This window comes from Streptomyces sp. NPDC008092, from assembly GCF_042957285.1.
Lineage (GTDB): Bacteria > Actinomycetota > Actinomycetes > Streptomycetales > Streptomycetaceae > Streptomyces.
Genome location: NZ_JBIBHY010000007.1, coordinates 307741 through 334455, shown reverse-complemented (window position 1 = coordinate 334455; position 26715 = coordinate 307741). Strand labels below are relative to the sequence as shown.

Genomic DNA, 26715 nt, shown 5'->3' with positions numbered 1-26715 from the left:
TGTCCGCCCCGCTCCCGGGGCCGGCCGCCCGGAGCCGCACGGCGTGACCGACGCACCGACGGTGCTGCCCTTCCCGGCCCGTCGACGGCTCGGTCGGGACGGAATCCCGCCGGCCGCCCCCGCCTCCGCGGGCGGTCCGGGGTTCCGGTTCCGTGCGGCGATCAGGACTTTCCACGAGGCCGCCCACGTCGGCGAACGCCCGCGCGGACCGCCGCGGCAGGCAACCGACCATTGCAGTGACCACTCTTGGTATAACGACGGTATTTGTCAGTGGCGCGGCATGGAAGGCGTGGGCGGCGTGACGGAGGAGCTTCGCTTTGCTGTACTCGGAGCAGTGCGTGTTCACCGGGGCGATGCCGAACTGCATGTCGGGCCGCCGCAACTGCGCGCCGCGCTGGCGGTTCTGCTGCTGCGGCCCGGCCATACGGCGTCCAAGGCACAGCTGGTCGACGCGTTATGGGGCGGCGCGCCACCCAGCAGAGCCACCACCACGATCCGCACCTATGCCTGGCAGCTGCGAAGCCTCCTGGAACCGGACCGCGCCACGCCGAGTGTGCTCGTGTCGGTCGGGGACGGCTACCGGCTGGTCGTCCCGCCGTCCGCGCTCGACGTGGGGCAGGCCGAGTCACTCACCCGTGAAGCGGCGCGGGCACGTGCCTCGGGGCGGGTGAAGGAGGCGAGCGACCTGCTGGCGCGCGCACTCGGCATGTGGCAGGGGGAGACGCTGGCCGGCGTACCCGGACCCTTCGCCATGCGCCAGCGCGACCGGCTGGAGGAGCTGCGGATCGCCCTGCTGGAGGAGCGCTTCGATCTCGACCTGGCCCTCGGCCGCCATCGCCAGGTCATTCCCGACCTGGCGGACCTCACCGCCACCTACCCGCTGCGCGAGCGTCCGCACGGCCTGCTGATGCGCGCGCTGTACGGGGCGGGCAGGCAGGCCGACGCGCTCGCGGTGTTCAGCGGTGTCAGGAAGCTGCTGCTGGAGGAGCAGGGCATCGACCCGGGGCCCGAACTGACCGCCGTCTACCGACAGGTCCTGGAGAACGACCCGAACCTGTCCATAGCGGCCGTCGAGGAGTCCGCGGTGCCCGGCGAGCCGAAGAGGGCAACGCCGGACGCGGCGGCGACCACCCGGGACCGGGACGCGCTGCCGGTGCCTGCGCACCTTCCCCCCGACCTGCCCGACTTCGCCGGGCGTGCCGACGCCGTCGGCGACATCCGCACCCTGCTGACGACGCCCGGACGCCGGGCGCTGACCGTCGTGGCGATCACCGGGATGGGCGGGATCGGGAAGACCTCGCTGGCCCTGCACACCGCCCACGCCGTGCGCCACGCCTACCCGGACGGGCAGCTCTACGCCGATCTGCGCGGGGACGGCGACAGCCCGGCCGAGCCCGCCATCGTCCTGACGGGGTTCCTCCTGTCCCTGGGCGTCGCCGCCGAGGCCGTGCCCGACACCCTCGACGACCGCTGCAAGCTGTTCCGTTCGATGCTGGACGGCCGCAGAGTCCTCATCGTCCTGGACAACGCACGGGACGCGTCGCAGGTCCTGGACCTGATGCCCGGATCGGTCGGCTGCGCTCTCATCGTCACCGGCAGGTCCCGGCTCTTCGGGCTGCCGCTCACCAGGCAGCTCAGCGTGGACACGTTCCGGCCCGACGAGGCCCTGTCGCTGCTGAGCGCGGTCATCGGGCGGGAACGGGTCGAGGCGGAGCGGGCGTCGGCGCTCGAACTGCTCCGGCTCTGCGGATTCCTGCCGCTGGCCATCCGGATCGTGGCCTCCAAGCTGGCGTCCCGGCCGCGGTGGGCCGTCGCGACGCTGACCGCCCGGCTCGCCGACGAGTGGCGCCGCATCGAGGAACTGCGCGTGGGCGACGTGTCGATTCACGCGGCCTTCGAGGTCGGCTACCGGCAGCTGCCGCCTCAGCAGGCCCGGGCCTTCCGGCTGCTCGCCGTCGCGGGTCCGCTGGACTTCGGCCTGCCGGTGGCCGCGGCCGTGCTCGCGACCGACGAGGCGACGGCGGAGGAGCTGCTGGAATCTCTGGTGGACGCCGCCATGCTGGAGTCCCCCGAACCGGGTCGCTACCGCTACCACGACCTGCTCCGGGTCTTCGCGCAACGGGCGGGAAGCAGCCACCGGACCGACACCGACCAGGCCTTCGGCAGACTGCTCGACCACCTGCTGGCCACCGCGTGCAATGCGTTCGCGCACGCCGTGCCGGGAGACCCGGTGGCCGACTCGCTCGGTCCGCTGCGATCGCAGGGGCTGCGGTTCCCCGACGTCCACGCGGCGCGGTCCTGGGTCATCGCCGAGATCGGCGTGGTGACACGTGCCGCGCTGCGCACCGTCGGCCGGCCGCAGGAGCCGGACGACGGCCGGCTGCAGACCGCCGTGGACCTGCTCATCGCGGTCAGTCCGTTCTGCGTCGACGTGCGGTTCGAGGAGCTGCAGTCGGCCGCGTCGGAGCTGGCCCGGGAGGCGGAACTGCGGGGCGATCAACGGGCTTTCGGCCGGGCGCAGTTCCTGTGCAGCGACATCGCGTTGCAGGCTGCCCGGCCAGCCGACACCGAGGAGCACGCGCGCCTTGCCGTCGACGCGTCGCGGAACACGGACGACCCGGTGATCCTCCGGCAGGCGCTGAACAACCTCGGGGTGGCCGTCATGTTCCTGCGCCGGTACGGCGAGGCGGTGGTGTGCTTCGACGAGGCGATCGCGCTCGCCCGCGTGCTGGGCCACCGCTCCGGCGAGGCCGCGACCACGATCAACGCGGCGCTCGCCCGGGTGCGCAGCGGCCGGGCCACCGAGGCGACGGCGGCCTGCGAGGCCGCGCTGCCGGTGCTGCGTGCCATGGGCGACCTTCCGGGGGTCGCGTACGCGCTGTACGTGCTGGCCCTGGCGTTGCACGAGGAGGAGCGGTTCGGTGACGCCATCGCCCGCTACACCGAGTGCCTCGCCGTGTGCCGGTCGGCCGACATCCGGGGACGCGAGGCCCACGCCCTCTACCGGCTCGCCGAAACGCTCCGCAGGACGGGGCGGTACGAGGAGGCGGTGCGGCACGCCACCGAGGCCGTCGCCCGGTGCGAGGAGATCGGAGCGGTACGGGACCACGCGTACGCCCTGACGGTGCTCGGCAAGGCCCAGGCCGACCTCGGCCTGACCGGCGCCGCCCGTGTCCAACTGGACAAGGCGCGGACGCTCTTCGCCCGTCTGGGGCTCCCCGATGCCAACGACGTCGGCCGGATCCTGGACCGCCTGGCGGACCGCTCCGTGTCCCCGGGCGGGCTCTGACGGATCACCGGCCTGGTCCGCGTCACCGGTGAAAGGCTGCCGGGACGCTATTCGAATATACCGGGAATGGACTGCGTTTATATCCCGGCATGCAACACTCGCCTTTAGCGGTCAGAATGTGCGCGCAAAAAGCCGGAGAGCGCTCGGTAATCAGGCTCCGAGGCAGCACAGACCGAATTCTGCCCTTTCATAGGAGGCGTTTGCATGCCCAAACCTCGCGAACAGAAGGACAACCACCTGATCTACGCTGACGCAGTGGGGTCACGGGGGAAGTCGGGCGTATGGTTCGGCGAGCGCGAAGACATCAAGGCCAAGCAGGTCACCGTGATGGATGCGGTCAAGGAACGGGTCGAATGGGTTCCGGTCGAGGACGCGGTCATGGCGATCAGCCTTGACCCGCCCGGCATCGTCCTGATGGCACCCAACCCGTCGCTGCCCGGCATCATCGTCCTCGCCGACGGCGCCACGGCCGAGAACACCGAGCACCTCAAGAAGCACTACACCGAGATCGTCCAGGACGTCCTGAAGTCCGCCAAGATCGCGGAAGAGGACTGACGGTCCCGTTCTGCTGCGGTGTCACCGGCGATCGGCGGTGACACCGCAGCAGGTTTCTCGCTGTGCGCGTTTCGACGCCTGACTGGTTCCGCGTTTTTTAGGAGGTCACCGTGATGAACGATGCCGATCGACTCTGGAACAAGTATTTGCTTGTCGCGCAGGGGAAGGAGGGCATTGTCTTTGATCCCGTCTCCCTGGGCAGCGCGAGTCTTACCGCTGACGAGATGGAACGGATCCGCGGCAACGATCCCGGGATCCTGGCGGAGATGAGCCAGTTGGGCTTCACTCCGGACCCGCCGGCCGCGCCGCAGCGTGATCTCGTCCTCGACCGGGCCCGCGGACTGGGCATGACGGGAAAGCCGCCGCGGATCAGCGGGTACCGCATCGTGGTGACCGACCGCTGCAACATGACCTGCACGTACTGCTTCGTCGACACCAACACGGGTGCCGACGACATCACCATCCCCGACCTCCGCGAGGGGCTCGAATACCTCTTCGAGCAGAACGCCGGCCAGCCGGAGGTCACGATCCAGTGGTTCGGCGGAGAGCCGACCACCCGGTTCGACCTCATGAAGTACGGTGACGAATACGCTCTCGAACTCGCCGAGAAACACGGCGTCGGCCGTGTGCAGTTCACCGTCGTCACCAATGGCGTCCTGATGAAGGACGCCATGATCGAACACTTCAAAGAGTTCAAGTACGGTGTGGGCGTGTCCTTCGACGGCACTCCGGACGACAACAAGCTCGAACGCCTGCTGCTTTCGGGAAAGCCGGCCGACGAACGGATCCACCGGAACATCCAGCGGCTGATCGAGGCCGGCGTGTACGTGGGCTGCAACCTCACCCCGACGCCGACCAATGTGGGCAACCTGCCGGACACCGTCGAGTACGTGCTGTCGCTCGGCATCAATTTCATCTACGTCAACACACCGATTCCGATTTCGGGTCGCTGGCACGTCGACGGCGAGGCACTGTGCCGCGCGGTCTTCCGTTCGCGACTGCTGGCCCTGTCCCGCGGTGCCATGCTGTTCTCTTCGCTCGACCGCATATACCAGGCTCTGGACACCCGCCTGCCGAAGATGTACGAGCACATCCAGCAGGACGGCGGCCTCAACGCCGCGCTGCTGTCCCGCGGGCGGATCTCCCTCCTCGACCTCAACTGGCGCGACGACTCGTTCGTCTTCCCGATCAGCCGGCTCCGGGAGCAGCCCGAACTGCTGGCGGGGGCCGCGAAGAACCTGCTGCCGTCGAAGGAGTGCGGGGAGTGCCCCGCTGCCGCCGTCTGCGGTGGTCCGTCCCGCAACGACGTCTCGCTCCGGAACAATCCCGAGCCCGACTCGCAGATGTGCGACTTCTTCCGGGTGGGTCTCGAACTCGCCCTCACCGACCAGACGGGGTTGCAGTGACCGATCGGTTCGGACCACTCAGCGGGGTGCTGATCTCGACAGCCGACAACTGCGAGGTGAACTGCCGGTTCTGCTTCCGGGCCGACGTCGGCCGCGACGTCCTGAGCCTCGACGCGTACTCCCGGGCTCTGTCGCGCCTCCGTGAAGTCGGGGTCGACGAGCTGTGCCTCTCGGGCGGCGAGCCCACCGATCACCCCGAGTTCCGCCAACTCGTGCGCGTGGCACTGCAGTTCGGCTTTCGTCCGTCGGTGGTCACGGCTGCCAGGACCGGCCCGCGACTCGACGCGCTCGCCGACGTGGCCGGCATGCTCAGCCATGTCACCGTCTCCGCCGACAGCCGGCGGGCGGACGAACTGGGCCGTACCGGCCGGACGATCTCCTCGACACCTCCCGTCTTCGAGGCGTTGGGGCACCACCGGGCCAGCCTGCACGTCACCGCCTACGAACTGGACGAGGACGACCTGAAGTCGATCGTCACCGTCGTCGAGACGGCCGACGTTCCGGTCGAGGTCAGTCCGCTCCTCCCGTCACCGACGTTCCGGTTCGAGAATCCCGACCTGAAGCGCGACCTGGCGTTGATAGACACGTTCTTCGGCATGTCGGAACAGCTGAGAACAGTGGTGTCGGAGTACCGGACCTGGTTGCGGGGCCCGGTCGTACGCTCCTGCGAGTCCGCGCGGCTGTACCTGTCCGCCGACGGTTTTCTGCGCCGCTGTCCGTACGACAAGTCGGGTCAGGTGTCGGTCTTCGCGCCCCGGCAGGAGATCGCCGACGCCCTTGAGCAGTCATTCTGCGAACCACCCAGGACGAGTCTCGCCTGCATGGCGATCTGCCGTTCGGAAAGCCACCAGGGATGAGGCGTCCATGAACACGATGCAGGATCGGCCGAGCGTTGTGATCGGCACCATGCGCTGCTCCGGGTCCTTCAACGGCCTGATGGTGCTCGGCCGTGACACGCACGACGGCCGGGAGTTCGTCGAGGGCGCGATCGCGCGGGGGTTCACCACCTTCGACACCTCCCCCGTGTACGCCCGCGGGAAAGCGGAGGAAGACCTCGGGGCCTGCCTTCCCGGCGACGCCGCGGTGTGGACGAAAGCCGGGGTCGACACCACCACGGCCCTGCCCACCCTGGACTACAGCGTCGCGGGGCTGGCCAAGTCGCTGCAGGGAAGCCTCCAGCGGCTGAGGCGCGATCATGTCGAGGTCGCCTTCGTGCACAATCCGGAGCCGAAGCGGGTCTCGGACATCGACTTCGCCGCGTTCGCCAGGCATTGCTCGAAGACCGGCCAGGCGGACCTCGTCGGCGTGAGTGTGCTGCTGCCGGAGGTGACCCTGCCGCAGCTCGTCGGCAGACTGCCCGCCGGCAGCCTGGTCATGTGCGAGGCGGACCAGCTGGATCCCGAGGACACGAGCACGATCCGGCTGCTCGCCGACTACCGCCTCGTGGTCCGCAGTCTCTTCTCGGGCGGCCGTCGGCTGCACGACGTGCCGGCGGAGCGCAGGGCGGAGTCGATCGCCGCCAGAATCGCCGAGATCCACGAGATCTACGCCCCGGAAGCCGTCGTCGTCGGTCCGCGGACCGGGGCGCAGCTGGCCGACTACGAGGCAGGGGCGGTCCGTTGGTCGTCCTCCGGTCCGCACGCTCCTGTCGGGGGGCTCCATGCCGCTCCGTGATGCCGAAGTGTCCCGGCAGCTCAAGGTGTTCGGCTTCGCCCACCTCCGGCAGGCCGCTGCGGACGCTGTCCCGGCCCTGGAACGCGGCTTCGACGAACTGATCGACCTGCCTGGCGACGGCAAGCCGAACGAGCGGGTGACCAGGTTCGACATCCTCACCGAGATGCCCGAACTCGGGCTGATCTCCCGGTCGGCGTGGGTACGCGGAGTCTGCGGGGCGTACTTCGGGCGGGACAACCAGGTCATCACCAGCGACGCCAACGCCCTCGTCGGTGACTCGTACTGGCACTCGGACGGGTTCTACAACACGCCGTTCCTGCGCTTCGTGCTGTACCTCGACGCGACCGCGCACGACACCGGTGCGCTGCGCTTCCTGCCCGGATCGCACCGGGCCGACAACGGCTGGCTGGGGGACCCGACCCGGCAGGTGATCAGACACCGGGAGGACCTCGGCCTCTCCGGCGGGGACGTTCCGGCCGTGGTGGTCGAATCCCGGCCCGGCGACGTCATCGTGTTCGACACGAACGTCATGCACGCGGCGTGGAACGGTGACATCCGACGGCAGTTGGCGTTCAACTGCGTCGGCGAACCGGTGACCGAGGCCGAGCAACTCGACACGCGTCGCTATTTCCTCAACCGCTACGTCTCGGGATCGGTGCTGATCGGATGAGGCTCGCCCCTTTGTCGGTTTCCGCTGCCGAGGTCACGCGCTTCAGGACGTTCGGTTTCGTGCACCTGCGTGAGGTGCAGGACGACGTCGCACCGGCCATCACCGACGCCTTCGAAGAGGTCTTCGCGGAGGTCTTCGCCGAGGTCTTCGAGAATCCCTCCCCGGCCGGCCGGGAGGGAGGTGCGGGCGTCAGCCGTATCGCCGAGCGCAGCGAAGTGCTCCAGGAGGCACTGCTGGCAGAGGACCGGTGCCCCCGGCTCGCGCGGCGGCTGCTGGGCACGGACGTGGTCTACGTCGGCAGCGCCGGGGTGCGCCACGACGGTGCCGTCGGCTGGCAGCGGGAGGGCGGCCACCGCGCTCTCCGGCTGATCGAGATCGTCCAGTTCCTCGAACCGCTCTCCGCCCGCACCGGAGCCCTGCGGATCATCCCGGGCACGCACCGGCGCGGCGGAAGCTGGGACAGGTTCGCCGCGGAGATGGCGGATCCGGTCCGGTTCCTCGGCATGGAGCCGACGGAGGTGCCGGCCTTCACCATCGAGTCCGCACCAGGTGACCTGGTCGCCTTCGACCCGTATTCCTACCATGCGTCGTTCGGCGGCGCCGCCGGACGACGGCAGATCACCACCACGTTCGCCTCCGTGCCGGAATCGGACGAAGCACGGCAGGAGCTGAGCGACTGTCTGGCCGCCGACCGGTCGGGGCTGCGGGATTCCGCCCGTCTCTCCGGCTTCTGAAACAGACGGGCGGAAAAGGGCGGTTCGGAATGGACGACGCGACGACGGAGAGGCGGAGACCGGGGTGACGCAGATTCAGGCGGACCGGGAAGTGGCGCCCATCGAGTGGTTCGACGAAATACGCGAGTCGCGCGGCATGGAACGGGACGAGAGCTCGAACACCTGGTACATCACGCGGTACGACGACGTGTACGAACTGCTTCGGGACCCGCGGCTCGGCGCGCAGGTGGAGACATACTGCCCGCCCGGCCTGACGGAGGAGCAGCAGAAGACGTACTGGCGGGTGACGGAGTTCATCGACCGCTGGCCGGTGTTCTCCGACCCGCCGCGGCACACCGGTATGAGACGCCTGCTCCTCCCGCTGTTCACACCCGCCACCGTCGCGCGGACGGCCGCCGCCACGGCGGATTCGATCGCGGCGACGAGCCCTGCGGTGGCGCCCGACCGGCTGTTCGCCACTGTGGTCAGGCCGGCCCTGGCGGCCGGTCTCGCCTCCTTGCTCGACGAACCGCCGGAGGCCCTGGCCCAGCTCGCGGACTGTGCCACCCGGATTCTGGGCTTCGGCTCGGTCGAGACGTACGACCCCGCGGCCGGCCTCCGTGCGGAGGAGGCGCTCGACGAGCTGACCGGACTCGTCGCGCGGCGCTGCGAGGCGCCGCGGGGGGTCCTCGCCTCGGCGCTGAGCCGCTCCCTGTCCGACGGGACACTGGACCTCGTGGACGCCACCGCGGTGTACGCCCAACTCGTCAGCGGAGCGCTGGAACCCACCGCGGCGGCCGTCGCGGGCCTGCTGGAGGCGGTGACCGGGCCGGCGGGCGCCGCGCTCGACCTCGGGGCGGACATCGACGCGGCCTGCGACGAGGCGCTGCGGCTGGTCACCCCCTTCCACCTGGCCATGCGACGCGCACTGACCGATCTGCGCCTGCACGGCCACACCGTACGGGCCGAGTCGCGCGTGGTCCTCGTACTCGTGGCGGCCAACCGCGACCCGAGGAGGTTCGCGGACCCGGGCACGTTCCGTCTCGACAGGACCGGGGCTCGCCACGTCGCGTTCGGGCGCGGCCGGCACGCGTGCCTGGGGGCCGCCCTGACCCGGCAGGTCATGAGAGAGATGGTGCTCGGACTCGCCACGGCAGGGGTACTGGAGGCGCTGCCGCCGCTGAGGGCCGTGTGGAACACGGACTTCGGGGGGCGCTTCGCCCACGACGTCGTGCTCGCGCAGGGCACCTGAGGCAAGCCGGGCGACGGCCGGACACTCACCACCAAGGACATCGATGCCCAAGACGATCACAACAATCGGCGAGTTCAGGGAAGCCTGGACGGCGCCTCCCAACTTCCGCATCAGCCACGAGCTCTACCGGCCGGACTTCACCTTCCCCAGCGCCCTGGAGGTCCTGGACGTCGTCCGGCGGGACGACGAGGCGCGCGTGACGCTTCTCGGCGCGGACAACCCGGCCGTTCGGACGGCCAGGACGATGTCCTTCAAGCGCGCACCCGTCGAAGAGGTCGCCACCTGGCCGTTCCGGCTCGCGCACTTCAACCTCTCCCGCCTGTACGACGGCGTCCTGCGCGGTTTCCACGAGCAGGTGATGGTCCCCTGGCGGACGTTCCTGTCGGCCCAGGGATACACCTGGCAGCGCTGTGCGCCCGACCTGTTCATCTCCGGCCCCGGCGGCAGTTCCACCTATCACGCCGACCAGTCGCACGGTCTGGTGTGGCAGGTCGAGGGGGTCAAGACCTTCCACAGCTACCTCGACCCCGACAGCGCGGTCCCCGCGGACGCCGCGATCAGCGGCGACTTCACGGCCGAAGACCCGCCGCCCCACGACGACGCGGACCGGCAGGACGCGCGGATGGAGCCCGGCGACCTGCTGTGGAGCCACTTCCTCACACCGCACTGGGTGACCGGTGAGTCGCCCCTGAGCATGAGCGTGACCCTCTCCCACGGCGGCCTGACCCACCAAGGCGACTACGCCATGCGGGAGACCGCCCTGCGCCGGCACTGGGACCGACACCCCGAACAGGCGTGGCTGACCGACCTGCGGAACACGCGTTACTGATCGCCGGCGGCGGGCAGTCACGGGTGCGGCTCGGCCGTCGCCGGCCGGGCCGTCCGGTGCCGACGAGGAGCTGACGGCGCCGGACGCGGACCGTCCGCGCGCCGCTGCCGAGGTCCGTGGGCCCTGCACCGGAACCCGAGCGGGCGACCCGGGGTGCCGACCACCCGCCGGCCGGGCACCCGACCTGAGCGGTCGCCCACGTCCCGGCGGTCGGCAGGGTTCGCTGCTGTCCGGGTTCGGTGTGGCGGGCGTGATCGGCAACTCCGCAGGCGGTGGCTGTGGCCTCCTCGCTGTGGGCGGCGGTATTCGACCTGCCGATCGGCTCGGCGTCCCGGCCGGCGGTGCCATCGTCAACACGCCCCCCTCCAGGGTGTCCTGCGCCCCGGCGGCCGCCTCGACGGTGTGGAGCACCTGCGCCGAACCGGATCCGCGCGCCGCGCACGCGCGGTCCTGCCCCGGCAGGTTCCCGCCGCCGCGGCGGACCGAGGACGTCCGAACCCGGGACATGGCCGAGCACCGTCCGGAACAATGGCGTTCTGCCAGGTACGGGATCACGGGGGAGCGCGGCGCCATGGACGGGTTGATGGAGTTCAGAACCGAGGAGGGCGCCCAGGTCGTCGTGGAGGGCGTGGAGAGCGTGACCGGCGCCCGGTTGGTTTCCCGCGGCGGTGCGCCGGCCCAGGCCACACGCACTTTCGAAAGCGCCCTGGACGGGGTGCGGGCGGCGGCCGAGTCCGCGCTGCGGGTCTTCCGGGACGGCTCGCTCAAACCGGACTCCGTGGAGCTGGAGTTCGGGGTGAAACTCAGTGCCGAGGCGGGCGCTGTCATCGCGAAGGGGACGGCGGAGGGCCATCTGGTGGTGAAGCTGAGCTGGTCGCCGGAGCCGTCCCGGCCGGCGTCGGCGGCCTCCGGCCAGTCATGAGCGGCCCTGCCTGGCACGCCCGGATCGAGTGCGGGAACGAGGTCGGCGCGGGATTCCTGGTCGCCGCGCGCCGCGTGCTGACCTGCGCGCATGTCGTCAGACAGAGCGGGACCGCGGAAGTGACCGTCTCCTTCCCGCACCGCAGGGAACTCGGCGCGCTGCCCGCCACCGTGGAGGTACGCGGCAGCTGGGCCGGGGGTGCCGCCGACCCCGGCGACCTCGCCGTACTGGAACTGGACCGCGAAGTCCCGCTGGCCCCGGCCGTGTTCGCCCCGCCGGGGACCGAGCACACCTCCCCCACACCCGTGCTGGTCGCCTACGGCTTCCCGGTCGGCTACGACGAGGGCACGCTCGCCCGGTACCAGGCGGTGTCGCGCACGCGGATCGCCGGCGAGTGGGTGGAACTGGAGGCCGTCACGGGGCACGGGCAGCCGCTCGCCGCCGGTTTCAGTGGGGCGGCGCTGGCCCTGGACGACGGCCGGGTGGTCGGAATGGTCTCGGCGATCGCGGGCGAGAGGGACGTGAGGGTCGGCCGGATGCTGCCCACCCAGGTCATGACCCGCTACTGGCCCGACCTCCAGAGCCTGGTCACCGCGTCGCGCCGGGCGGTCGCCGAACGAGCGCGGCTGCACGAGCTGGTCGAGAGGGCGGCCCGCAGGGGCCTGAAGCACGACCCGGTGCGCCTGTACAACGGCGCGGCGGGTCCGTACGACCCGCCGGTGCCTCAGGAGGGGTTCGACTCGCTGGAGGCCGCCGCGCGTTTCGTGCTGGACGAACTCGACGTCCAGCATTCCACGGACACCGTGGCCCGGTTCGCAGACCAGCTGGAGGCCCGGCTCGGCGCAGGCGAAGCGCAGCCCCGGACCGACTGGTCCTCGATACTCTTCGAGTTCGGGCGCAGCGGCGCGGGTGACGGCGAGGTGTGCGTCGAGGTGTCGGCGTTCAGCGACGGGCGCCGCCATCCGGTCGCCTCGGACACGGTGCCGCAGTCCCGGCTGCGCACGTACGTCCATGATCGCCTTCAGACGGCCATTCTCCATCTGGCGCCCGGAGCGGACGAGTTGATCGCGTTCTCACTACCGCGCGACTGGCTCGACTGGCCCGTCGACACCTGGCCGAGCGGCCCCGAGAACGACACTCCACTCGGCTGTGTCCACCCCCTCGTCGTCACCGACCACGCGCGCCGCGTTCCGACGGTCCGGCACGCCCTGACCCAGGCCTGGGGCCGGCTCGCCACCCGCACCGGCTCCCGGATGGAACCCGTGTCGTGCGACGGGCGGTTGAGCCCCCGGCAGCTCCAGCTCAGACTGTGGGACCCGGACTCCTGTTGCGCGGGTTTTGCCACGACCCCGCGCACTGCCCGCACCCGCGACCACTTCGCCTGCTCCGTGACCACGCCGGCCCCGGTCATCGCATGGTCGCGCAGCGGCTGCGGCCCGGGGGACACCGCGGAGGAGGGCCCTTGCCCGGGCGCGGACGGCTGCACCGGTACGGCGTTCCTGGACCGGTGCGGGGACTGGATCGCCCAGGTGCCGCCCTCCGAACTGCCGCGTCACGTCCGGGAACTGCGCCGCGCCGCCTACGCGACGGACGCCCCGGGCGGACACTGGGCCCGGGACATCCAGCTGCTCTGGGACGACCCGCGCTGGTTCACCGACTCGCTCGCAGCCGCCATCCACAGCCGATCCCCCGTGGCCTGAACCCGCCTCGGAGATCCGGAACCGGAGACAACCCATGCCGCACTGGTCCGTCTACACCGGCAGCAGCGAACCGCACGACGGAATCGGGCAGTTGCCCGCACCGCCGCCCTGGCGTGCCTTCGACGGCGGCCCCGTACTGCCCGCGCCCGGCGACACCGACGACGAGGCGGCCGTCTCCCCGGACCGGGTCCACCGCGCCCGTACCTACGTCGCCACCCCGGAGAGCGTCCAGCTGGTCAACGCCGCGCTGTGCCTGCGCCGCCCGCTGCTGGTCACCGGCCCGCCCGGTACCGGCAAGTCCTCCCTGGCGTACGCCGTGGCACGCGAGCTGGGCCTGGGTCCGGTGCTGCGCTGGAACATCACCAGCCGCAGCAGCCTCGCCGACGCCCTCTACCGGTACGACCCGCTGTCCCGGCTGTACGCGGTACGTCCCGGCGCCGACGGCGAGGGCCCGGAACACGACGGCCGACGGGCCATGGGTGCGGTCGAGGAGCACCTGCGGCTGGGCCCGCTCGGCACTGCGCTGCTCCCCCACGACCGGCCCCGCGCCCTGCTCATCGACGAGATCGACAAGAGTGACCTCGACCTGCCCAACGACCTGCTGAACGTCCTGGAGGAGGGCCAGTACGAGATCCCGGAGCTGGTCCGCGCGGCCCGCCACTCGGGTGCCGGCGGCATGGCGCGGGTCCTGGTGGACGGCACGGACACCCCGGTCTCGATCACGCGCGGCCGGGTCCGCTGCCGCGCCTTCCCCTTCGTCGTCCTCACCAGCAACGGCGAGCGCGAGTTCCCGCCCGCCTTCCTGCGCCGCTGCGTCCGGCTGAAGCTGCGCCGGCCCGGCCGGGACCAGCTCACCGAGATCGTCCGCTCCCATCTCGGTGATCCGGACGACCAGGCGGTGTCCCTCATCCGGGCGTTCCTGGATCGTTCCGGCAGCGGAGAGCTCGCCACCGACCAGCTCCTGAACGCCATCTACCTCACCGGCGTGGCCGGTCTGGACGCCGTGTCCCGCGAGCAACTGGCCGAACAGCTGATGCCGTACCTCAGCGCGGCGGCGGACGACGATGGCCTCTGATCCGGAAGGACCGGGAGAGCCCGGAGCGCCTCAAGAGCCTGCGGCGGCGAGCGGTGAGGTGGCAACGGCCGGACCCGGCGGGCCCCGCCGGCCCGACGATGCCCGGCCCCTCGCCCACCTGGCCGCCGTACTGGCCGCTGCCGCGGAGGCCGACCCCGCGGCCTCCGCCGGGGAACCCCCGACACCCCGGGAACTCGCCGAACTGCTCTGGTTGGCACGCCAGTTGGGCCCGATCCGGCAGGAGGCACCGACCGGGCCGGACACGCCGGCCGGGCTGCCACCGGATCGGGCCACCCCCGGCGCCGCGCCACCGCGTACGGAGTCGCCGACGCACGACGTCCCCGCCACCCCGCAGGACACCGACCGGGTTCCCCTGCACGCACCCCCACCGGCCTCGACGGCCTCCGACGACCGCCGCTCCCTGCTCGCCCCCGCGCCACCGATGCTGCACCGGCCCCTCGCGCTGCAGCGTGCTCTGCGCCCCCTCAAACGCAAGGTGCCCTCACCCCGCGCCCGGGTGCTGGACGAACGCGCGACGGCGGACCGGATCGCCCGGCTCGGGGCACTTCCCGAGGTGTGGCTGCCCGTCCTGCGCCCGGCCCCCGAACGCTGGCTGCGCCTGAACCTGGTACACGACACCGGCCCCACCATGCCCGTCTGGCATCCCTTGGTGCGCGAACTGCACACCGCCCTGGCCCAGTCCGGCTTCTTCCGCACGGTCACCCTGCATCCGGCCACCCCCGACGGCCGCGCCCCGCACGTCCCCGCGCCAGCCGACGGCCGCACGGTCACCCTCGTCCTCAGCGACTGCATGGGCCCGCAGTGGCGGCCGGGGCGGGCGGGAAGACTCTGGTACGGCACCCTGCGCGCCTGGGCCGGCCGGATGCCCCTGGCCGTAGTACAGCCGCTGCCCGAGCACCTGTGGGCCACGACCGCCCTGCCCGCCACGCCCGGCCTCCTCACGGCTCCGGCGCCGGCCGCCCCGACCGGCGCCCTCGCCTTCACCCCGTACGACCCGGACGCCCCGCCCACGCCACGCGGAGCCCTCCCCCTCCCCGTCCTGGAGCCGGGGCCCGGCTGGCTGGCGAACTGGGCCTCACTGGTCGCCGACCCCGGCGGGGGCCGCACGCCCGGAGCGGCGGCCTGGCTGCGTCCGACCCCCGTGCCGTCCCCCGAACTCGTGCCCGACATCGCGTCGTTGTCTCCGCAGGACCTGGTCCTGCACTTCCGTGCGACCGCCTCCCCGGAAGCCTTCCGGCTCGCCGGCCATCTCGCGCTGGCCGTCCCCTCGGTGCCGGTCATGCGCCTCGTCCAGCACACCCTGCTGCACGACCCCCGCCCGCAACATCTGGCCGAGGTCGTCGTCAGCGGCATGCTCACCGCCGTCCCCGGGCCTGCGGGTACGTACGACTTCCGGCCGGGCGTACGCGAACTGCTCCTGCGCTCCCTGCCCCGCACGGCTCGCAGCCGCTCGCGCGAACTCCTGGCCCGGGTCGGCGGGTTGATCGACGAGCGGGCGGGCCTGGCGGCCGGGGAGTTCCGGGCCGAGGCGGGGCACCGCGGGCCGTCCGGTACGGAGTTCGCGACGGTGACCCCCGAGACGGTGACCAGGCTCGGCGGTACCGAGGACGAACGGCACCGGCTGGTCGGCGGGCGGTACCGGCTGGTGGGGCCGCGGGGAGCCGGGCGACGAGTGCGCGAGGCCGTGGACGTGCGGACCTCCCGGACCGTGGCTGTGCACCTGTATCCGGAGCGGGCCGCGCCACGGGAACGGTTTCTGCGCGTGGCGCAGGTACTCACCGAGATCGACAATCGCCATGTGGTGCGCGTCCTGGACTACGGGATGGAAGGTGAAACCCCTTTTCTGGTCACGGAGTTCGTGGACGGGGTGACGCTCACGGAACTGCGCCGGGGCAGCGGGCCGGAGGTGCCGTTCGGGCTGTTCGCCCGCCTCGCCTCGCACGTGGTGTCCGGACTGCACGCCCTGCACGCACGCGGTCTCGTCCGCGGACAGAGCGGCACGGACGGCCTGCTGCTGCGTCCCGACGGGACCGTGATGATCAGCCGGTTCGAAGTGGACGAGGCGTCGGCGCCTGGCGGCACCGCGGCGGACTTCGACGAACTCAGCGCATTTCTGAGGGAGTTGGCCCGGCAGGTGACGGCCCCGGCCGAGTACGGACGGCACCGGGCCCGGATCGCCGACGGGGAGCTGACGGCACTGGAGGCGGCCGAGGCGCTCGCCGCCTCCCACGACGCCGACAGCTGGAGTTTCCACCTGCTCGGCCCGCTGCGGGTCGGCCTTCTCCCCGCCGAGCCCGGGATCACCGTGCCGGTCTCCGAAGCCCAGGCACTGCTGTGCATGCTGCTCCTCAGGGACGGCCGACGCGTGACCTACCAGGAGCTGGCCGACGGCCTGTGGGAGGAACCGCCCCCATCCGACGAGGCAGTACGACGCATCGATCTACTGGCCGACCAGACTCTGAGCCGCCTGGGCCCCGGCACCCTCGCGGCCCTCCCGGACGGCTACGCGCTGCACGTGCCGGGCGCCTACATCGACGCACGCCACTGTGAGGAACTGCTCACCGACTGGCGCACGGACGACGACGCCGGCGCCCGCGCCGAGCGCGTCAGGACGGCCCTGGGCCTCTGGTACGGCGATCCGCTCGCGGGCATCCCGGGCCCCGCCGCCGACGCCACCCGCGCCCGGCTGGCCGAGCTGCGCATGTCACTGCATGTCGCCGCCGCCGAACTCGACCTGCTGCTCGGTGACTTCGAGCGCGCCACCACCGATCTCGAAGCCCTACTGCGCGAGCACCCGCTCCGGGCGGACCTGCGCCGCCTGCACATGACGGCGCTCCGGGAACTGGGCCGGATCACGGAGGCCGTGGAATCGTACGAGTCCTATGCGGAACTCCGGCAGCGCCGCCGCGAGCCGGTCGACCCCGCGCTCGACGACCTCCACCGGGAACTGCGCACCGGCCGGGAGGCGCTCCGGGCCACGATCGTCTTCCGGGCCGAGGGGGGGAGCAGCAGTCAGCAGGCCCGCAGCCAGCTCGGCCGCGAGGCGACCCGGCTGCTCGCCCTCGGCGGGCTCGAACCCCATGACTACGAGGTGTCGGCGCGCGACAACGGCCAGGTCTTCCTCACCGAACCCGGGACCGACGTGCTGCCGGTCCTGACGGCGCTGCTGCGGGAGGTACCCGAGGCTCTCGCGGAGGCGGCGGAGTCCGGCCTGATCCGAGTGACGTTCTGGCACACCCCGGTCGTACCGGCCGAGGTTCATGACGCTCCGGCGATGACGGGCACGAACGCCCTGGTCGTCGTCTCCCCCGTGCTGTACGCGCAGTACGAGGCCGGCCCGGCCGCCTCCGCGGAGTCCCGCTTCGACCCCTTGCCGGGGGGATCACCGTCGGCCGCGCCCCTCGCCTGGTACCGGCAGCTGCCCCTGCTGCCCCCGGAGCCCGAGCCCGTCCACGGCGAACTGTTCACCGGCCCCCTCGTGACCCACGCCCCCGCCCGGGACTGCCTGCCCGAACCCGGCGTCAAGGCCATCGTGCTCGTCCCGGACCACGGCCGGCCGGTCCTCATGCCGCCCTCCGGCGCGCCGCCGGCCCCGTCCACGAGGTACTACGAGGTCGACCTCACCGACCACCGTGACGGCACTTCGATGTCCCTGCCCAGTTCCGACGGTCCGCCCTTCACCGCCTCGGTCGAGCTGACCTGGAACGTCGTCGATCCGGTCGCCTTCGTCAACGGCGGGTTCGCCTACGTTACCGGTGTCCTGTTCGAGCACCTCTCCAAGGAGGCGGCCCGGATCACCCGCCGCCATCCGCCCGAGGACGTGATCGCGGCCCAGCACGCCGTGCACGCCGGACTGCGCGACTGGCCGGTGCCGGGACTGGCGGTGACCTGCTCGGTCAGCCTGGTACGGCGGGACGATACACACGCGCGACAAGGCTCCCCGTACCTGTCCCAGCCGTCCGACGCCGCCCACCGCGCGCTGCGCGAGCTCGCCCTGGCGGCAACCGTACGTATCCACCGCCCATCGGCCGAAGCCGGCCCGGACGGGCCCGGGACCTTCCTCGGAAGCGGCTTCTTCATCGCGCCGAACTGGGTGCTGACCTGCGCCCACGTGGCATGCGCCGGGGAAGGCGGCGAAGTGGCGGTGGTCCACAGGACCGCACCGGGCCGCGCCCCGTCCACGGTGACCGGCAGGGTCGTGGTCGCGCTCCCGGACAGCGTCAAGCAACCCGGGACCGGGTCCTGGCCGGCCCCGGATCTCGCGCTCGTGCGGCTGGCCGAACCCGTCGAGCACGACTGCGTGTACGTCTCGGAACGCGCCCAGCCCAACTACGGCGAAGGCAGGGTGCACTACGCCGGCTGGACCGTGCTCGGAGGGCAGTTGAACATCCTGGACGGGGCGCTGTCCGTCGAGGGCACCATCGGCAGCTGGTCCACGGGCGCACAACTGCGGCTGGGGGGCAACGACCTTCCCCCCGGTGTCGCGGGCGGGCCCGTACTCGATCCGGTACGCGGCGAGGTCGTCGGCATCCTGAAGTCGCGCGCGACCCACGGGCGGGGCGGCACGTCCACGGGGATCGAACAGCTGCGGAAGTTGCCCGTGGCGGCGGGCGACGACCTCTACCAGACGGTGTTCCACGCCCACGACCGCTACCACCAGGACCGACAGCGCGACCTCACGACCGCGCGCTCCACCTGGACCGATGTCCAGAGCAGGCTGGGTGTGCGGCCCGGCGGGGTGCTCACCGCGCACGAGCGCACGGACCTGCTGGGCCGACTCGCCGCCCTGCCGCCTCCTGCCGACGGCGACCAGTTGCTCCGCATCCTGGACGCCCTGCCCGACCTCTTCCCGTCCCGCCTCGCCCCCGGCCCGCGTGGCTGGCGGGACGGCCTCGGGATGCTCTACGAGCCCATACGGGCCGGCGACGCGCTCGGACTCGTACTCGACTACGCGATGCGGGTCCTGTCGGCCGACCGCTCCTATCCCACGCCCGATGTCCACCAGGCCGAGAACGTCCTGTGGGAATGGATCCAGCGGACCGCACAGTTCCTGGACGCCCCCCGCCGCAGCCAACTCGCCGAACAGTGGGCGGCCCACCGCCGTCGACGGCCGTCTGCCTGAACGGGCCCGATGCACACGGGGCCACAGTCTGCCGACCGCATCGCGTCGTTCCGGTTCCCGCCCGACGAGCTGCTGCTCTCCCGCAACGGGCTGCCATGGTGAAATCGCGGCGCACACGCCACGGTCGGAAGCACGACAGCCGGTCACGGCCTCCTACAGCGCCGAGACGTCCGTCCGCCGCCTGTCCGGCTTGAAGGGAAGCGCGGTCACCGTCGCCCTGATCTCCCGCTGTGCGGTCCCCGGCCTTCCCCACAGCACCACCACGTCCGTGCCGGGGGCCGCATGGGTCTGGTCGAGCACGGCGAGGGAGATGGTCGACCGCAGGTTCACGCTGAGCGTCCTGCCGGTGGAGACGCCCACGCGGCGGCCGGCGGCGAGGACCTGGTCGAAGACCGGGCCGCGGCCGCGCGGGACTTCCATCGGGTCGGGAAGGTCCCCGGCACCGAGCGGCGAGGCGAGGACGGCGGCGACGTCCTCGGTGTTCCAGCGCAGGCCCATGAGTGTCCGCTGCGGCTCCCCGCGGGCGGCGTCGGCGGCCAGGGCGGCACGGCCCAGGAAGTCACGGTCGGGGACGCCCTTGCGAAAGCCCCAGCCGAGTTCGGCGGGCTTGCGGAAGTAGTCCGTGATGCCGTTGTCCGGTACGAAGCTGCCGCCGGGCCTTCCCCTGCGGAACTGACGCGGTGCGCCGGGCGTGAGTATCGAGGCAGGAAGGTAGTCCAGGCCGTTCGTGGCGATGCCCGCCTCGATGTGCTGCACCGGCTGGGAGCGCAGGCCCAGTTGGCGGAGCCCGAACTGCCCTCCGGCGGCGACGGTGGCCGACCAGATCGCGTCGGCGTGCCCGGCGGGTCCGTGGAGTTCGTAGCCGAGTTCGCCCGAGATGCCCGTCCGCAGCACCTGTACCGGGACTCCGGCGACGGCGGCCGTCCGGCTGCGGCTGAAGGCTATGTCGCGCAGGCTCTCCCCCGTCAGCTTCTCCAGCGTGTCCAGGGAGGCCGGGCCCTGGACGCCGAAGATGAAGCGCCCGGGGCTGACGTCCTCGGCCTCCGCGTCCCAACTCCCCTGGCTCAGCTGCCACAGCAGCCAGTCGCCGCTGCCGGCCGTGTAGAGGAACTCCTCCTCGGCCAGACGGCACAGGATTCCCTCCGACGCCACCCGGCCGTGCTCGTCGAGCTGGACGTGGTGCTTGATCTGCCCCTTCTCGAAGCGGGACAGGTCCCTCATGCCGAGCCAGGCGAGGAAGTCCAGCGCCTGCCTCCCGCGGACCACGACCTTGTGGAGGCTGGACCAGTCGCCGAGATAGCAGGAGGTGACGTGCGCGCCGCACTCCTCGACCCAGTCGGTGTATTCGAGGGGCAGCAGGGTCTGGGCGAAGTGGCCGTACGAGCCGAGGGCGTTGCTCTCGTCCTGGGCTGCGGCGGCCGGGCTGAAGTACGCCGGCCGCTGGGCGACGAAGGGGGCGTCCTTCAGTCGCAGGACCGCTTCGTAGGTGGCGCGTCGGGTCTCGGCAGTGTCCACGGTGATCCTCCTGCTCGTGCTCATGGGCTCTCGGCTGCTCCGGGTACGGCACGGGCGCGCTACGGGCGTGGCGCGCGAGAGGGCGGGTGCCGGGCGCCACCGCCTCGGCGAGAAGCGGAACATCCGGAGCTGCTGCGTCGTGAAGTCGTGAAGGGGTCTGTCCGGTCGTCCGGCCGTCCGGTTGCGAGGAAGCGCCCGAAGCGCGCGATCGGGCCGAGCGGCCGGATCGTGCAACTAGATCGTTTAAGTCGCACGCTAGCAGATGATCGCGGCCACGGGGGACGGTGGTGACGCAGATCGTTTCGGGGGCCTCGGCACGGCGGTCACGGCGAGCACCATCACGGCAAGGCCGGTCACGCCGCCACCTGATTACACGGACCCGCGGACCACGATCCGGCCCGGCACGGGTGCCAGCCCCCCGGCGTCGATGCCCAGGGCGTTGCGGGCGGCGATCCGTCCCAGGATCTCGGCGTCGATGTGGACGGTGGTGAGGGCGGGCGTGGACAGGGCGCCGTACTCGATCTCGTCGAAGCCGATCACGGCCACGTGCTCGGGCACCCGCAGGTCGAGGTCGCGCAGGGCGGTCAGCGCCCGCAGCGCGATGTCGTCGTCGAAGGCGGCCAGGGCGGTCACGTCGGAGTGGACCGCGAGGAACGACCGGACGGCGATCGCGCCGGCCTCCCGGGGCCGCGGCACGACGAAGCGCTCCAGGGGCGGCAGCCCGAGCCGCCGGGCGGCCTCCTGGGCGAATCCGAGCCGGGCCTCGGTCAGCGGGAAGTCGTGGTCGGGCAGGGCCATCGCGATCCGGGTGTGACCGCGTTCGGCGAGGTAGCCGATCTGCAGGGCCGCGTTGAAGGCGAACCCGCTCTCCCAGTCCTCCTCGACGGGCTCGTGTCCCCGCATGTAGGCCTCGCCGAGCCGCAGCACCGCGCGCGGCGCGATGGTGTCCAGGACCTTCTGCGTGGCCTCCGGGATCGCGTGGCCGTGCCGGACCAGGAGGATGTGGTCGTGTTCGGCCAGTTCCTCGTCCAGGCCCCGGACGTAGCTGCGGGAGAAGTTGCCCTCCATGCCCCGGTCGACGTTGAGCACGACGATGCGCGAGGACCCCTCGCGCAGGGCGCGGGCGATGCCGTGCGGCACGTAGCCCAGGTCCCGGGCGGCCTCCATGACCCGCTCCCGGGTGGCGGTGGAGATCGTCTGCCGGGGGTCGTCGTTCAGCACGAAGCTCACGGTCGCCCGCGACACCCCGGACGCCTTCGCCACGTCGGTCAGCGTCACCCGGCCCGAACGGCCCATGCCGGCACTCTCCCTCTCGGTCGACCGAGCTGTCCCCGGTCGACCTCTTCGGCCGGCTGCTTCGGCGAAAGAACGCGTCCGGGCTCTAGAACGATTAAGCGTCTGGCGCGCCACTCTACGCCGCTAGATCGTTTCAGTGCTGTTTCCGGACCGCAGTGCGCCCGACCGGCCGACCGCCCGACCGGCCGACCTGCCGTGCTCCGACCGGGTCGGTCGGCGCCCGAGAGGCATGGCACAGCTCCGGTGCCCTGGAGAGCGCCCACAGGGGGGTGGGGCTCCGTCGGTGTCCGGCTCCGCCCCGACGGGATCACCTCCCGCGATGGCGGAGCCCGGCGTGGGGAGCGACCCCGGCCACGACGGCGCCGCAGCCGCCGCACGCCTCCGCCATCGCACGCCCGGTGGGACGCTCACGCCGCGACGGTCGCGCGTTCCGCGCCCCACCGGGCGGCGCGCAGCGTGTTGACCAGCAGCATCGCGATGGTCATGGGGCCCACCCCGCCGGGGACGGGAGTGATGCGGCCGGCGATGCCGTCGAGTTCGGCGGAGCGGACGTCGCCGGTCAGGCCGGAGGGTGTGCGGTGGATGCCGACGTCGACGACGACGGCGCCGGGCCGGACGTGTTCGGGGCCGACCAGTCCGCGGACACCGGTGGCGACCACCACGATGTCGGCGGGCCGGGTGACGGCCGCGAGGTCGGTGGTGTGCTCGTGGGCGACGGACACGGTCGCCCCGCGCCGCAGCAGCAGCTGGGTCAGGGGTCTGCCGACGAGTTCGCCCCAGCCGACGACCGCGACCCGGGCACCCTGGAGGGCGATTCCCTCGGTGTCGAGGAGTTCGATGACGCCGCTGGGGGTGCAGGGGCGCAGTCCGCGCTCCCCCCGGGCAAGGCGCCCGAGGCTGGCGGTGGTGAGACCGTCGACGTCCTTGGTGACGGGGATTCGGTCGATCAGCGGAGCCGCGTCCAGGTGCGCGGGGAGCGGGAGTTGGAGGAGGATGCCGGAGACCTCCGGAGCGGCGGCCAGTTCGTCGATGACGGTGGCCACGTGGTCGTGGGTGGCGTGTGCGGGCAGATGGCGATGGAAGTCGCGCATGCCGACCTCCCTGACGGCACGCCGTTTCGCGGCGACGTACACCGCGCTGGCCGGGTCGTCGCCGACGAGGACGGTCGCGAGCCCGGGGACCGGCCCCGGACCGGCCGCCGCGGCGACCTCCTCGGCGACCTCGGCCCGGATGCGCCGGGCGATCCCGCTGCCGTCGATCGTGGTTGTCATGGTGGCGAACCGCTTTCTGTTCGTGAGGAACGATTCGCCCGGGCGAGAGGGGTGTGGCGCTGCGTGCGGTCGGTGTGACCGCGTCTGTACGGCGCCGTGACCCGGCCGGCCGCCGGTCTGCGCAGGTGGCCGGCCAGGTCACAGGGAGCGGCGCACGACAGGACCGCCTGTCCCGGCACCGGGCGGTAGTTGTGCCGCGAGCTGTTGTTCCGTCTCATCAGGCGAAGACGATGGTGTGGTTGCCGTCGCGGACGACCCGGTCCTCGGCGTGCCACAGCACCGCCCGTGACAGCACCGCCCGTTCCACGTCGGCGCCCCGGCGGGTGAGGTCGGCGGCGGTGTGGGCGTGGGTGACGCGGACGACGTCCTGTTCGATGATCGGGCCCTCGTCGAGGTCCTCGGTGACGTAGTGGGCGGTGGCCCCCACCAGTTTCACCCCGCGGCTCTTGGCCTTGGCGTACGGTCCCGCGCCGATGAACGCGGGCAGGAAGGAGTGGTGGATGTTGATGATCGGCACCCCGACCCGCTCGATGAAGTCGCCGGAGACGATCTGCATGTAGCGGGCCAGGACGACGAAGTCGACATTGCCCTGGAGCAGCCGCAGGTGTTCGGCCTCCGCCGCCGACTTGTCCGCGCCCTGGCACGGCACATGGAAGAAGGGGATGCCGAACGACCGCACCTCCTCCGCCACATCGGGGTGGTTGGAGATCACCATGGCCACGGTGACGGGGAGTTGTCCCTGGCGGTGCCGCCAGAGCAGGTCGAGGAGGCAGTGGTCGGACTTCGAGGCGAAGATCGCGACCCGCTTGGGCACGGCGAGGTCGCGGAGCGTGTACGTCAGTCCGAAGCCGTTCACCAGCCGTTCGTCCAGGTCTGCCCGCAGGCCGGGCAGCGCGGCCCGCAGGCCGTCCAGGCCGAAGACGGTGCGCTGGAAGAAGGCACCGCCCTGCGGATTGTCGGAGTACTGGTCGAGGGAGACGATGTTCGCGCCGTGCCCACTGAGGACCGACGCCACGGCGGCGACGATGCCGGTGGCGTCGGCGCCCTGCACGATCAGCGCGGCCTGCTGGGCGGCGGCCCCGCTCGTGGTGGCGCGGGCCGGGGCGTCCTGTGTGAGGGTCATGCCGCACTGTCCTTCCGGAACCGGGCGGCCCACTCGGAAGTGGCCCTGAGCCCGCCGAACGTATAGAAGTGGATCTTCAACTCGCCGTGCCGGTGCGGGTCGTGGGCCGCGTCGAGAGCACGCAGGAAGCGGTCGGGGCCCGCCGTGCCCATGAGGTTGGTGATCGAGAACCCGTACTTCTTCACCACGGACGCGCTGGTCCCGACGCCGAAGCGGGAGGCGTACGTCATCAGCCGCTTGATGCCCGCCGGTCCGGGCACCCCGATCCTGATCGGCAGCGCGACGCCCCGGCTCCGTACCTCTTCCACCCAGGCCAGCACCGGCTCGACGTCGAAACCGAACTGGGTGATGATGCCGCCCTCAAGGGGCTGGGCGGCGAGCGCGGTGTGCTTGTCCCGCAGCGCGGACCAGAGCACGCCGGCGTCGATGGCCGGGTGACCCTCCGGGTAGCCGGTGATGCCGACGTCCTGGACGCCGTACTCCTGCAGCAGACCCGTGTCGATCAGGGAGAGGGAGTCGGCGTAGGGCCCCTCGGGGACGGCGGGGTCGCCGCCGACGAGGAACACGCTGTCCGAGGTGCCGTCGGCCCTGAGTCCCGCCAGGAACCGCTCGAAGTCGTCGCGCGATCCGAGGCGGCGGGCGGATATGTGCGGTACGGGCACGAAGCCGAGCCGCTTGACCGCGCGGGCGGCCGCCAGCCGCAGCTCCAGGTCCTCGTTGCCGAGGAAGGTGACGTTGATCCGGGTGCCCTCCGGAATGGTGTCGCGGGCCTCCTCCAGTTTCGGGACGTCCTTCCCCGTCATCTCCAGGGAGAAGTCGTCGAGCAGCGACGTGTCGGCCGCCGTGCGTACCGTGCTCACGGGATTCATCTCTCTCGCCTCGCTCGTCGTACGGCCGTCGTCAGCGGTCGCGGCGGTAGAGGGTCCGCGCGTGCTCGTCGAACGGGGAGGGCTGGACGGTGGCCCGGATCCGGGGGAAGCCCAGGTCGGCCTCGGGGTCGGTGCCGGCGCCGGGGTGCTCGCCCCAGACCACCTCGACCCGGGTGCCCGGTACGGCGTGCTCGGCGTCGACGAGGGTCTGCGTCAGCACGGTCCCGACCGGGTCGATCGACGCGCTCTGCATGGTCACGCCGGCCAGGCCCGCGTCCGTCTCCACCCGGTGGCGCGCGTAGGAGAGCACGAAGCCGGGGTCCTCACCGCCGCCCAGGACGGTACGTACGTCGTCCGGGTCGAGGACGAGGGTGACCTTGCTGCGCAGCGGGCCGTCCTTCGCCTTCAACAGGGCGTCCCGGCCCACGAAGTCATGGCTGAAGTGGATGAGTTTGCCGTAGCCGAGCTCGTACGGGGAGACGTAGTAGTCCTCGATGTCCCGCGAGAAGTAGCTGCCGTTGAGGGGGCGCTTGCCCTCGATGCCGAACAGCGGCAGCCAGGCACGGTACTCCGCGAGGCCGGCATCGGTGTAGATGCCCGGCACCGGCGAGGGGATCCAGCCGCTCTCCACACTCGGCGTGGCGTACGCCAGCGCGCCGACCTGGACCAGGCCCAGCGGCTCGCCCGCCTTGAGGAACGCCTCGTGGACGTGGGCCGCGTGCTCCCACGGGCCGATGAACTCGTAACCGGCCTGTCCTGCCATGCCGTGGCGCAGGGCCTCGAAGGGGCGGCCGCCGAGGGTGACGGGGGTGGCGTGGAAGAACTTCGTCTCCGGCAACGGACCGCCGAAGACCTTCTCGATCAGCTCCATCGCCAGCGGGCCCTGGATCTGGTAGCGGAAAAGCTTCGGGTCGCCGCCGCCCGGGCGGAAGGCGGAGGACGCGTCGGTCTCGAAGGCGACGTCGTAGCCGCCCTTCTCCGCGTGGTACTGCACCCAGTGCTGGGCCGCGGGGATACCGCTGAGCAGGTACCTGTTCTCGGCATGCCGGGCGAGGATGCCGTCGGTGACGATGAGTCCGTCGCGGGTCACCGGCACGTACTGCTTGGCCTGGCCGATCGCGAACTTCTCGAAGTTGTTGACGCCGTGCTCGGCCAGCACCCGGGTGGCGTCCGGGCCTTCTATCCACATGTCGTACATGTGGTGCGAGAGATTGAGGAGGGCCACGCCCTCGTGCCAGGCGGCCTGCTCCTGACGCCAGCCGGAGTACTCGCGGGCCACGACCTCGGGGGTCCACGGTTCGGCGTCCGGCTGCCACAGCAGCTCGACGGGGGATCCGGCCTTGTCGATGCCGTCCTGGAGGGAGGGGATTGCCATGTGCGGCTCCTTGGTTGCTTGCGGCGGTGGTTGCCGCT

Annotated in this window: 19 protein-coding genes; 13 read left to right on the top strand and 6 right to left on the bottom strand. The window is 71.7% G+C overall.

Going from position 1 to position 26715, the window contains the following annotated elements:
- Positions 1–334: 334 nt before the first annotated feature.
- From ACFZB3_RS24530 to ACFZB3_RS24470, 13 genes are all read left to right on the top strand, one after another.
- Entirely contained in the window at positions 335–3289 is a 2955-nt protein-coding gene (locus tag ACFZB3_RS24530) for a BTAD domain-containing putative transcriptional regulator (RefSeq protein ID WP_391378442.1), read from the top strand.
- Between the two features lie 204 nt (positions 3290–3493).
- Complete coding sequence (locus ACFZB3_RS24525) at positions 3494–3844, top strand: hypothetical protein (protein ID WP_391378439.1); 351 nt, start codon at positions 3494–3496, stop codon at positions 3842–3844.
- Positions 3845–4068: 224 nt separating this feature from the next.
- A complete protein-coding gene (locus ACFZB3_RS24520) occupies positions 4069–5250 on the top strand; it encodes a radical SAM protein (protein ID WP_391378436.1) in 1182 nt (393 codons plus the stop codon).
- Positions 5247–6107: a radical SAM protein gene (locus ACFZB3_RS24515; RefSeq protein ID WP_391378434.1), complete on the top strand. Its 861-nt coding sequence runs from the start codon at positions 5247–5249 to the stop codon at positions 6105–6107. Before ACFZB3_RS24520 ends, ACFZB3_RS24515 begins: the two co-directional genes overlap by 4 nt.
- A 7-nt stretch (positions 6108–6114) precedes the next feature.
- Positions 6115–6924 carry an aldo/keto reductase gene (locus ACFZB3_RS24510; RefSeq protein WP_391378432.1) on the top strand — a complete coding sequence of 270 codons (810 nt, stop codon included), beginning with the start codon at positions 6115–6117 and terminating at the stop codon, positions 6922–6924.
- Positions 6911–7594, top strand: a complete 684-nt coding sequence (locus tag ACFZB3_RS24505; RefSeq protein ID WP_391378430.1) for a phytanoyl-CoA dioxygenase family protein — start codon at positions 6911–6913, stop codon at positions 7592–7594. The genes ACFZB3_RS24510 and ACFZB3_RS24505 overlap by 14 nt, the downstream gene beginning before the upstream one ends.
- The gene (locus ACFZB3_RS24500) at positions 7591–8328 is read left to right on the top strand and encodes a phytanoyl-CoA dioxygenase family protein (protein ID WP_391378428.1); all 738 of its coding nucleotides are present in this window, start codon (positions 7591–7593) and stop codon (positions 8326–8328) included. The genes ACFZB3_RS24505 and ACFZB3_RS24500 overlap by 4 nt, the downstream gene beginning before the upstream one ends.
- 64 nt (positions 8329–8392) lie before the next feature.
- The gene (locus ACFZB3_RS24495; RefSeq protein WP_391378426.1) at positions 8393–9559 is read left to right on the top strand and encodes a cytochrome P450; all 1167 of its coding nucleotides are present in this window, start codon (positions 8393–8395) and stop codon (positions 9557–9559) included.
- 43 nt (positions 9560–9602) lie between these two features.
- Positions 9603–10388, top strand: coding sequence for a hypothetical protein (locus ACFZB3_RS24490; protein ID WP_391378425.1), 786 nt, complete (start codon positions 9603–9605; stop codon positions 10386–10388).
- Positions 10389–10959: 571 nt separating this feature from the next.
- On the top strand, positions 10960–11310 hold the full coding sequence (locus ACFZB3_RS24485; RefSeq protein WP_391378423.1) for a CU044_2847 family protein: 351 nt from the start codon (positions 10960–10962) through the stop codon (positions 11308–11310).
- Positions 11307–13010: a trypsin-like peptidase domain-containing protein gene (locus ACFZB3_RS24480; protein ID WP_391378421.1), complete on the top strand. Its 1704-nt coding sequence runs from the start codon at positions 11307–11309 to the stop codon at positions 13008–13010. The genes ACFZB3_RS24485 and ACFZB3_RS24480 overlap by 4 nt, the downstream gene beginning before the upstream one ends.
- A gap of 34 nt (positions 13011–13044) precedes the next feature.
- Entirely contained in the window at positions 13045–14085 is a 1041-nt protein-coding gene (locus ACFZB3_RS24475; RefSeq protein WP_391378419.1) for an AAA family ATPase, read from the top strand.
- A 58-nt stretch (positions 14086–14143) separates the two neighbouring features.
- Complete coding sequence (locus tag ACFZB3_RS24470) at positions 14144–19228, top strand: SAV_2336 N-terminal domain-related protein (RefSeq protein ID WP_391378417.1); 5085 nt, start codon at positions 14144–14146, stop codon at positions 19226–19228.
- Between the two features lie 153 nt (positions 19229–19381).
- On the opposite strand, the gene ACFZB3_RS24465 is transcribed toward ACFZB3_RS24470, so the two are convergent.
- The 6 genes from ACFZB3_RS24465 to ACFZB3_RS24440 all read right to left on the bottom strand — a co-directional run bounded on the left by ACFZB3_RS24465 (position 19382) and on the right by ACFZB3_RS24440 (position 26677).
- Complete coding sequence (locus tag ACFZB3_RS24465; RefSeq protein ID WP_391378415.1) at positions 19382–20743, bottom strand: aminomethyl transferase family protein; 1362 nt, start codon at positions 20741–20743, stop codon at positions 19382–19384.
- A gap of 369 nt (positions 20744–21112) precedes the next feature.
- Positions 21113–22039: a substrate-binding domain-containing protein gene (locus tag ACFZB3_RS24460; RefSeq protein WP_391378412.1), complete on the bottom strand. Its 927-nt coding sequence runs from the start codon at positions 22037–22039 to the stop codon at positions 21113–21115.
- A 407-nt stretch (positions 22040–22446) separates the two neighbouring features.
- Positions 22447–23310, bottom strand: coding sequence for a tetrahydrofolate dehydrogenase/cyclohydrolase catalytic domain-containing protein (locus ACFZB3_RS24455; protein WP_391378410.1), 864 nt, complete (start codon positions 23308–23310; stop codon positions 22447–22449).
- A gap of 217 nt (positions 23311–23527) precedes the next feature.
- Entirely contained in the window at positions 23528–24433 is a 906-nt protein-coding gene (gene purU, locus ACFZB3_RS24450; protein ID WP_391378408.1) for a formyltetrahydrofolate deformylase, read from the bottom strand.
- On the bottom strand, positions 24430–25302 hold the full coding sequence (locus tag ACFZB3_RS24445) for a methylenetetrahydrofolate reductase (RefSeq protein ID WP_391378406.1): 873 nt from the start codon (positions 25300–25302) through the stop codon (positions 24430–24432). The genes purU and ACFZB3_RS24445 overlap by 4 nt, the downstream gene beginning before the upstream one ends.
- Positions 25303–25333: 31 nt before the next feature.
- Complete coding sequence (locus ACFZB3_RS24440) at positions 25334–26677, bottom strand: aminomethyl transferase family protein (RefSeq protein WP_391378404.1); 1344 nt, start codon at positions 26675–26677, stop codon at positions 25334–25336.
- Between the last annotated feature and the right edge of the window lie 38 nt (positions 26678–26715).

Excerpts from the sequence above, each read along its gene's own strand:
- ACFZB3_RS24525 (WP_391378439.1), top strand. The coding sequence starts at position 3,494 with ATGCCCAAACCTCGCGAACAGAAGGACAACCACCTGATCTACGCTGAC.
- ACFZB3_RS24520 (WP_391378436.1), top strand. The coding sequence starts at position 4,069 with ATGGAACGGATCCGCGGCAACGATCCCGGGATCCTGGCGGAGATGAGC.
- ACFZB3_RS24510 (WP_391378432.1), top strand. The coding sequence starts at position 6,115 with ATGAACACGATGCAGGATCGGCCGAGCGTTGTGATCGGCACCATGCGC.
- ACFZB3_RS24505 (WP_391378430.1), top strand. The coding sequence starts at position 6,911 with ATGCCGCTCCGTGATGCCGAAGTGTCCCGGCAGCTCAAGGTGTTCGGC.
- ACFZB3_RS24500 (WP_391378428.1), top strand. The coding sequence starts at position 7,591 with ATGAGGCTCGCCCCTTTGTCGGTTTCCGCTGCCGAGGTCACGCGCTTC.
- ACFZB3_RS24490 (WP_391378425.1), top strand. The coding sequence starts at position 9,603 with ATGCCCAAGACGATCACAACAATCGGCGAGTTCAGGGAAGCCTGGACG.
- ACFZB3_RS24485 (WP_391378423.1), top strand. The coding sequence starts at position 10,960 with ATGGACGGGTTGATGGAGTTCAGAACCGAGGAGGGCGCCCAGGTCGTC.
- ACFZB3_RS24480 (WP_391378421.1), top strand. The coding sequence starts at position 11,307 with ATGAGCGGCCCTGCCTGGCACGCCCGGATCGAGTGCGGGAACGAGGTC.
- ACFZB3_RS24475 (WP_391378419.1), top strand. The coding sequence starts at position 13,045 with ATGCCGCACTGGTCCGTCTACACCGGCAGCAGCGAACCGCACGACGGA.
- ACFZB3_RS24460 (WP_391378412.1), bottom strand. The coding sequence starts at position 22,039 with ATGGGCCGTTCGGGCCGGGTGACGCTGACCGACGTGGCGAAGGCGTCC.
- ACFZB3_RS24455 (WP_391378410.1), bottom strand. The coding sequence starts at position 23,310 with ATGACAACCACGATCGACGGCAGCGGGATCGCCCGGCGCATCCGGGCC.
- purU (WP_391378408.1), bottom strand. The coding sequence starts at position 24,433 with ATGACCCTCACACAGGACGCCCCGGCCCGCGCCACCACGAGCGGGGCC.
- ACFZB3_RS24445 (WP_391378406.1), bottom strand. The coding sequence starts at position 25,302 with ATGAATCCCGTGAGCACGGTACGCACGGCGGCCGACACGTCGCTGCTC.
- ACFZB3_RS24440 (WP_391378404.1), bottom strand. The coding sequence starts at position 26,677 with ATGGCAATCCCCTCCCTCCAGGACGGCATCGACAAGGCCGGATCCCCC.